At 40.1% G+C, this 274-nt stretch carries 1 protein-coding gene; it reads left to right on the forward strand.

Annotated elements, in window-relative coordinates:
* Positions 1-274 (forward strand): N-acetylneuraminate synthase family protein (locus AAEZ02_RS22445; RefSeq protein WP_351125246.1); only part of this gene is annotated, 274 nt, incomplete at both ends.

Below are 274 nucleotides of genomic sequence, written 5' to 3' on the forward strand. Positions count from 1 at the left end.
CTACTGCCGTGGATTTACTTGAAGAATTAAATGCGCCAGCTTACAAAATTGCTTCATTCGAGCTGGTTGATCATGCTTTGATTGCTCTAGTCGCAAAAACCGGTAAACCGATTATTATGTCTACGGGTATGGCAAATCAAGAAGAAATTAAAGAAGCCATTAATGTTGCTAAAGTTAATGGCTGTAAAGAGTTAGTTATTCTGCACTGTGTCAGTGGTTATCCCGCGCCTGCAAGTGAATATAACTTAGCAACCATTGCTGATATGTCACAGCG

Origin of the sequence: Shewanella sp. T24-MNA-CIBAN-0130, from assembly GCF_040310185.1 — a bacterium.
Taxonomy (GTDB): Bacteria; Pseudomonadota; Gammaproteobacteria; order Enterobacterales; family Shewanellaceae; genus Shewanella; species Shewanella psychromarinicola.